We start from the raw sequence: 7,614 nt of genomic DNA on the forward strand, positions 1-7,614 counted from the left end.
ACGGTCGAGACGTTGGGTCACAGTCTTTTGACCCAATTCGATCTCGAATTCGAGCAATACACGCTCCCGTTCACCGACAGCATCGCGCGTGCCCAGATCGCAGTCCAGCGGATCGCCGAGACCAACCGGGCCAATAACGCTCGTTCAATCGTCTTCAGTACGATCATCGACGACGAGATCCGGGCGGCGGTGCACACGGCCGATGCGGTTGTCTTCGATTTCTTCGAGGCCTTCATCGACCCCCTGGAGAAGGAACTCACGGTGCGCTCGAGCCATGCCATAGGCCGCTCCCACGGAATGGTCGACAGCAAACGCTACGATGTGCGCATCGACGCGATGAATTACGCGCTCGGCCAAGACGACGGCGCCAACACCCACCGCTACGACAAGGCTGACATCATACTGATCGGTGTGTCACGTTGCGGCAAGACGCCCACCTGTATCTATCTCGCGCTGCAGTACGGCATCTACGCTGCGAACTATCCGATCACCGAGGAAGACTTGCTCGGCGGGCGACTCCCCGAGCCGTTGCGTCTGCACCGTCGCAAGCTGTATGCATTGACCATCAAGGCGGAGCGGCTGGCTCGCATCCGCGCCGAGCGCCGCCCCAATTCCCGTTACGCCTCGCTGCGGCAATGCCAGTATGAGGTCAGCCGCGCCATCGGGCTCATCGAGCGGGCAAACGTCCCCATGAGCGACACGACCATTATGTCGATCGAAGAAATCGCGAGTACCATTGTTCACGATCGCAAACTGCGCCGGCGTCTCTACTAAAAGTCGGCGCCCCTTCGCGGCAGCGGCCCTGTGATATGATTCAGATATGATGTTCGATACGCGTGTAAGTGCCTTACAGTCGAGCGGCACCCATAGCTTCGCCGGGCTGATGGAGTTGTACGAGAACAACTACATTTATTTGCGCCGGTTGGTTCCCGATCTCGATCGCTCGCAGGACATTGTCACCTCACGGGTGGACGGCGCGGTGGATCTCCACATGGAGGTTCGGGATCGGCACGCCTACACGACCAGCTTGCGGCTAACGCATCGGTTCAGCCACGCCGATGAGCCGGAAGTGATACCGAATCTCATGCTCCGCGTCTATCACGATGCTCGAGTGGCCGAGGTGTTGCCCGAGTCCTGGCTGCGGGGGTTTCGCTACTGGTCGTTTCGCGAGCCGCCGCCGGTAGGCACGCTGGCCTGGCGTTGGGAGGTCAACCGGTTTCTCAATCGCTGGCTGCGCTATTGCCTGGGTGAGGGACACGCGTTCGCAACGGACTCGGCGGCGGAGCCCGCGCTTCGTCCCCAGGCGCGTCGTTGGACGGGTTGATTGCACGAGGTGAATCCGCGCGCGCATTGGGACATCGGTTGGCTCGAGGGGCCGCATGAAACTGTCCACGAAAGGCCGTTATGCCGTCACCGCCATGTTGGACCTGACGCTGCATCAGCGCCGCGAACCGGTCATCCTGGCGGATATTTCCCAAGGCCAAGGGATTTCCTTGTCTTATCTGGAGCAGCTCTTCGCCCGGCTGCGCCGTGCCCGGTTGGTGCGAGGCGTCCGGGGGCCCGGTGGTGGCTATCGCCTGGCGCGGCCGGCCGATACGATCACGGTGGCGGATATCATCGTGGCGGTGGACGATAATGCCGGCGCGGCCGACGGTCGTCTCGACGGCGAGGCCAACTCGGAGCGTTGCCTGACCCACGATCTTTGGAGTGAGTTAAGCGCTCAGATCTACGATTTCCTGGACGAAATCAGCTTGGCGGAACTCGCCGCCGAACCGGCCATCGGCGCCCTCTCCCGTTCCGCCGTGCCCCAGCCCGCGGATGGCGCACCTTCGGGCCGCGGAGCTGAATGATCGGTCAAGGATCCGCTCTCCCGCCCCGTTAAGCCTTTTCGCTCGATGGGCGTTCGATCGCTCATGCGCCCGTGGCGCCTTGGCCTCGACGAGTGCGTGGGCCGCTTGCCCGTGACGGGCTTCCTCACGAACCCGCGAAACGGCCCGCGGTGTCGGCGCGAAGGCCCCGGCTCGAGGAACTCATCGCCCCGGGCCTTGCAAACTTCAGGAGGGGCACCTATTAGTGCTGTAGGGACGCCGAATCGAGGTGCTCCTGAGTTGGCAAACCCGATACCTACAGCAAAGAGAAGGTCATGCGTACAGAGGACACTAGCAAGAAGTTCCGGCGCTGGCCGCCCCGCGTTAAGCGCCGGCGTTCCCGTGATCCTCTTCCCCCCACCCCCCCCGAGGTAGCCCCGACGCGCGAAGCCGAAGCGCAGACCGAAACCGAAGCCGGCCCGCACAAGCGCGTGCGGATCCGCTATCGACCGCGACGCCTTCCGAGTCGCAATAGCGACGACTGAGCGGGAAAAGGCCCGAAGTTTTCAAGGCGGGGGCTACGGCCCCGTAGTAGCGCCACCGGCGCGTAACGTTGGCTCGCGCCCATGCGGACAAGGGGCCGACAACCGCAGGGTAATATGGGCGGCGCGGCGGTGGTGATGCCACTCGTCTCCTGCCCGAAGCTCGCGTGCGAGCCTCGGCGTGCCATCGCTTTCTCCGGACACGCCCACGGTAAAAGCAACGCTGGCGTCGCTCAGACAGGTTGCCATACGCTTGCGTATGGACTAGTTTGATTGCATGTATGAAGACGTCAGGCAGCCATTGACAGCCGGTGCCTGGGCCGATGCCGCGCTAGAAGTCATCGCGGAATCCGGGCTCGAATCGGTAGCGGTCGAGCCCTTGGCGCGTCGCCTCGGCGTCACCAAAGGCAGCTTCTATTGGCATTTCTCCAGCCGTCGGGCTCTGCTCGAGGCGGCGCTCGAGCGTTGGGAGCGTCGCGAGACCGACGAAGTGCTTGCACGGGCGGCACAGGAGCGGGATCCGCGGAAGCGACTGGCGCGGTTGTTTCGCGAGGCGGATGGCGGCCGGCGCGCGGGGCGGCTCTACCTCGCTCTCACCGGCGCTATGGAGAACCGCCCGATTCAGACGGTCGTGAGGCGGGTGATGGACCACCGGGTCGCGTTTCTCCGCGAGTGTTACGCGGCCATGGGGTTGTCGGCGGGTGAAGCCGCGAAGCGTGCCATCTTGGCCTACTCGGTGTTTCTCGGCACGCTGCAGTTGCGTCGTGATGCCCCCGAGGCCATTCCCGTCGAGGCGGAGTTCCAAGAATACCTGCATTTCATCGGGGAAGCGCTCATCCCCGGCTACACCCGAGAGCTCATGCGTGCGGAGGGAGCCACCCAATCATAGCGGTCGGTGAGAGTCGGCGCGCGCTGTCGCTCGACATCAACGGAGGAGTGCTATGTACGCCCTGGTTGCAACCCTGATCGGAATTGGCGGTGTCTGGACGCTAGCCTACGCCGGCGTGTCGCGCAAGATATGGACGGCAGCGCTCGGCGCCTACCTGCTCGCCTTGTTTGCCAGCGGGGGGCTGGGCGTGCTGGGGATGCTCATCGCCGCGCTGCTCTTCGTGCCAGCCGCGGTGGTGCTCAATGTCGCCAGCCTGCGCCGTCGCCTGATCACACGCCCCGCATTCGATCTTTTCCGTGCGACGCTGCCCGCCCTGAGTGCGACCGAGCAGGAGGCACTGGAGGCCGGTGATACCTGGTGGGAGACCGAGCTGTTTCGGGGGCGGCCGAACTGGTCCCGGCTGCTCGGCTTCCCGGTGACGCAGTTCACGCGAGAGGAGCAGGCGTTTCTCGACGATCAGGTTGAAACGCTCTGTGAGATGCTGGATGAGGACCGCATCGTCCGCAAGGACCACGATCTTCCCCAACAGGCCTGGGACTATCTCAAGCGAGAGCGCTTCTTCAGCCTGATTATTCCCAAGGAATACGGTGGCCGCGCGTTTTCCACCCTGGCGCAGTCGACGGTGGTCTCCAAGATCTCGACGCGCAGCCTCTCTGCCGCGGTGACGGTGATGGTGCCGAACTCGCTCGGCCCGGGCGAGCTGTTGGTGAAATACGGCACCGAGGCGCAGAAGAATTACTGGCTGCCGAGACTGGCTGACGGGCGCGAGATTCCCTGTTTTGCATTGACCGGGCCGGACGTGGGTTCGGACGCCGGCTCCATGCCTGATTACGGCATTGTCTGCAAAGGCGAGCACGAGGGACAGGAAGTGCTCGGCATCCGTCTGAGCTTCTGCAAGCGCTACATCACCCTGGCGCCGATCGCAACCGTCGTCGGGCTGGCGTTCAAGCTCCACGATCCGCAGCGTCTGCTCGGTGGCGAGGAGCAGCTGGGGATTACCTGTGCGCTTATTCCAGCGGACCACCCGGGCGTGCGCATCGGCAAGCGGCACTATCCGATGGGGCTCGCCTTCATGAATGGGCCGGTCGAAGGCGACGAGGTGTTCATCCCCCTCGATTGGATCATCGGCGGTCAGCGCATGGCCGGCAAGGGCTGGCGGATGCTCGTGGAATGCCTCGCCGTGGGGCGCGCCATTTCTCTGCCGGCGCTGGGTGCGGCGGCGAGCAAGCTCAGCTATCGCATGACCGGTGCCTATGCCCGCATCCGCCAGCAGTTCAAGCTGCCGATCGGCGAGTTCGAGGGCGTGCAGGAAGCCATGGCGCGAATCGCCGGACGCACTTACCTGCTGGAGGCGACCCGCGTGCTGACGGCCAGCGCCGGCGATATGGGCGTCAAGCCGGCGGTCGTTTCGGCCATCGCCAAGTATCACATGACCGAGCAGATGCGCCTGAGCGTCAACGACGCCATGGATGTCCATGGCGGGCGGACCATCATTTACGGCCCACGTAATTACCTGGGCTACGCTTACCAGGCCATTCCGGTCGCCATCACCGTCGAGGGCGCAAACATCCTCACGCGCAGCCTGATGATCTTCGGCCAGGGCGCGATCCGATGCCATCCGTATGTGCTCGAGGAAATGGCCGCGGTTCAAGACACGGACCCGCAACGGGGCCTGGAACGCTTCGACCGGCTGCTGTTTGCCCACCTCGCGTATACCAGCAGTCGTGGCGTGCGGGCCTTCACGCATGCCCTGAGCCGTAGCCGTCTTGCCGCCACGCCGGTCGACGGCCCTACGGCGCGGTATTATCGTGAGCTCACCCGGATGAGCGCTGCCTTGGCTTTCGTCGCCGATGTGACTCTGGCAACGCTCGGCGGCGAGCTCAAGCGCAAGGAACGCCTCTCCGCCCGTCTGGGCGACGTGCTCAGCAATCTCTATCTTGCCTCGGCGGTGCTCAAATACCATGCCGACGCCGGGCGCCCGGAGCAGGAGCTCGCTTCGGTGCAGTGGGCCGTGGAATTCTGTTTGAACGCGATCTACGAAGCCTTCGACCGGTTTTTCGACAATTTCCCGATCGCCGGCGTGGGCGCTGCCCTGCGGTTCGCGGTGTTCCCTCTGGGCCGATCGTATAAGGCGCCGGACGATCGTGTGGGTGCCCGTATCGCCCGGCAGATGATGCAGGCCGGCGGCGTGCGTGACCGCATCACCCAGCATGTTTATCTGGGCCGGACCGCCGATGACCCGTGCGGGCGGATCGAAGCCGCCTTCGACATGCTGCTGCGCGCGCAGACCCCCTATGAGCGCTTCGTCAAGGCAATGGGCAAAGGCGAGGTCAACGGCTACACCTTCGAGGAGCAGCTGGCCTCCTGTATCGAGCGCAACGTGTTGGAACGTGACGAGGCGGCTTTGGTCCGAGAATACGAGCGACTGCGCTGGGATGCCATTCAGACCGACGCCTTCGACCCGGCGGAGCTGGCGCCGGAAGAGGAGCGCAAAGAGCCGCCGGCACGCCGGGAGATCGCGTGGGCGCGCCGCGCCGTCGATTGAGTTCGGTGAGCAGGCCGTAAAGGAGGAGAGCAAAAGGATGAGCGAAGTCATTCACGTACGGCGCGCCGCCGTCCTCGGTGCCGGTGTGATGGGCGCGCAGATCGCGGCCCATCTGGTCAACTCGGGCTTGCGGGCGGTGCTCTTCGAGCTGCCGGCCGAAGGTGGCGAGCCCAATGCCCATGTGCGCAAGGCGATCGAGCGGTTGCGCAAGTTGCAGCCCAGCCCGCTCGCCACGCCGGAGCACGCCGAGCTGATCGAGCCGGCCAATTACGAGGAGAATCTGGAGGCGCTGCGCGATTGCGATTTGGTGATCGAGGCCGTGGCCGAGCGGCTCGAGATCAAGCGCGATCTGTATGCGCGGATTGCCACTTACCTCGCGCCCCATGCCCTGATCGGCAGCAACACGTCGGGGCTGTCCATCAACCAGCTCGCCGACGTGCTTCCCGAAACCCTCCGGGAGCGATTTTGCGGCATTCATTTCTTCAATCCGCCACGCTACATGCGACTGGTGGAGTTGACCCCGAGCGAGCGGACCGCGCCGTGGGTGCTCGATCGCTTGGAGAGCCTTCTTACCACTACGTTGGGAAAAGGCGTCGTCCGCGCGCGCGATACGCCGAATTTCATCGCCAATCGCATCGGGGTATTCGCGCTGATGGTGGCCATGCATCACGCCGAGCGGCTCGATCTGCCCTTCGACGTGGTGGATGCGCTCACCGGCACGGCCATCGGCCGGCCCAAGAGCGCCACGTTTCGAACGGCGGACGTGGTGGGCTTGGATACGCTGCAGCATGTGGTCGAGGGATCGCTCGATCGGTTGAGCGATGATCCCTGGGTCGACTACCTGAAGTTGCCCGGGTGGATGAACCGGCTCATCGAGAGCGGAGCGCTGGGTCAGAAATCGGGCGCCGGCGTTTACCGCAAGGTGGACAAAGAAATTCAGGTGCTCGATGTCGAGCGCGGCGAATACCGGACGGCTCGCCAGGAGGCCGCGCCGGAGGTCAAAGAGATCCTCGGCCAGACCGAGTCGGCGCAGTTGCTCGAGCGGCTGCGCGGTTGCGAGCATCCGCAGGCGCAGTTTCTCTGGCGCATTCATCGGGATACGTTCCACTACGCGGCCTATCTGCTTGCCGCGATCGCCGATAACGCGCGCGACGTCGATCTGGCCATCCGTTGGGGCTTCGGCTGGCAACGCGGCCCGTTCGAGCTCTGGCAGGCCGGTGGCTGGCGTGAGATGGCGGCGGCAATCCAGGCGGATATCGAGGCCGGCGAGACACTGGCGGACGTGGCATTGCCTGACTGGGTGCAGCGTATCGAGGCGGTGCACACCCCCGATGGCTCCTATGCGCCGCTGGAGGAGGTCTATCGTCCCCGGTCCGCCCTGCCGGTCTACCGGCGTCAGTACTTTCCCGACCGGATCTTGGGTGAGCGCTCGCCCCCCCGCGGCGAGACGTTGTTCGAAACCGAAGCGGTGCGTCTGTGGAGCCTCGAACCCGAAATCGGGATCCTCAGCTTCACGTCGCGGCAGCACGCCATCGGCGGCGATGTGCTGGACGGCGTGGTAGAGGCGGTGGGCATCGCCGAGCGCCGTTGCCGCGCGCTCGTGCTCTGGCAGGATTCCGAGCCGTTCTCGGTCGGCGCCAATCTCAAACAGGTGATCGAAGCCCTCGAAGGCGAGGACTACGCCGGTCTGGAGCGGATGGTGGAGCGATTCCAGCAAGCCACGACCAGCCTGCGCGAGGCATCGATTCCGGTGGTCGCCGGTGTCCGCGGGATGGCGCTTGGCGGCGGCTGCGAGTTTCTTATGCACTGCGATCATACGGTCGCCGCGCT

Annotated in this window: 6 protein-coding genes; all 6 read left to right on the plus strand. The window is 64.5% G+C overall.

The window, feature by feature from the left end; genetic code table 11:
* Positions 1–774 (plus strand): posphoenolpyruvate synthetase regulatory kinase/phosphorylase PpsR (gene ppsR / locus AC52Q4_RS01925; protein WP_495535114.1); only part of this gene is annotated, 774 nt, incomplete at its 5' end.
* Between the two features lie 46 nt (positions 775–820).
* The gene (locus tag AC52Q4_RS01930) at positions 821–1,324 is read left to right on the plus strand and encodes a DUF1249 domain-containing protein (RefSeq protein ID WP_495535115.1); all 504 of its coding nucleotides are present in this window, start codon (positions 821–823) and stop codon (positions 1,322–1,324) included.
* Positions 1,325–1,379: 55 nt separating this feature from the next.
* The gene (locus tag AC52Q4_RS01935) at positions 1,380–1,850 is read left to right on the plus strand and encodes an Rrf2 family transcriptional regulator (protein ID WP_495535116.1); all 471 of its coding nucleotides are present in this window, start codon (positions 1,380–1,382) and stop codon (positions 1,848–1,850) included.
* A gap of 777 nt (positions 1,851–2,627) precedes the next feature.
* Positions 2,628–3,239 (plus strand): TetR/AcrR family transcriptional regulator, encoded by a 612-nt coding sequence (locus tag AC52Q4_RS01940; protein ID WP_495535117.1) that lies wholly within the window; start codon positions 2,628–2,630, stop codon positions 3,237–3,239.
* A 52-nt stretch (positions 3,240–3,291) separates the two neighbouring features.
* Positions 3,292–5,784 (plus strand): acyl-CoA dehydrogenase, encoded by a 2,493-nt coding sequence (locus AC52Q4_RS01945; RefSeq protein ID WP_495535118.1) that lies wholly within the window; start codon positions 3,292–3,294, stop codon positions 5,782–5,784.
* Between the two features lie 37 nt (positions 5,785–5,821).
* Positions 5,822–7,614 (plus strand): 3-hydroxyacyl-CoA dehydrogenase/enoyl-CoA hydratase family protein (locus tag AC52Q4_RS01950; protein WP_495535119.1); only part of this gene is annotated, 1,793 nt, incomplete at its 3' end.

The sequence above is a fragment of the Nitrococcus sp. genome (assembly GCF_059432795.1).

Excerpts from the sequence above, each read along its gene's own strand:
- AC52Q4_RS01940 (WP_495535117.1), top strand. The coding sequence starts at position 2,628 with ATGTATGAAGACGTCAGGCAGCCATTGACAGCCGGTGCCTGGGCCGAT.
- AC52Q4_RS01945 (WP_495535118.1), top strand. The coding sequence starts at position 3,292 with ATGTACGCCCTGGTTGCAACCCTGATCGGAATTGGCGGTGTCTGGACG.
- AC52Q4_RS01930 (WP_495535115.1), top strand. The coding sequence starts at position 821 with ATGATGTTCGATACGCGTGTAAGTGCCTTACAGTCGAGCGGCACCCAT.
- AC52Q4_RS01935 (WP_495535116.1), top strand. The coding sequence starts at position 1,380 with ATGAAACTGTCCACGAAAGGCCGTTATGCCGTCACCGCCATGTTGGAC.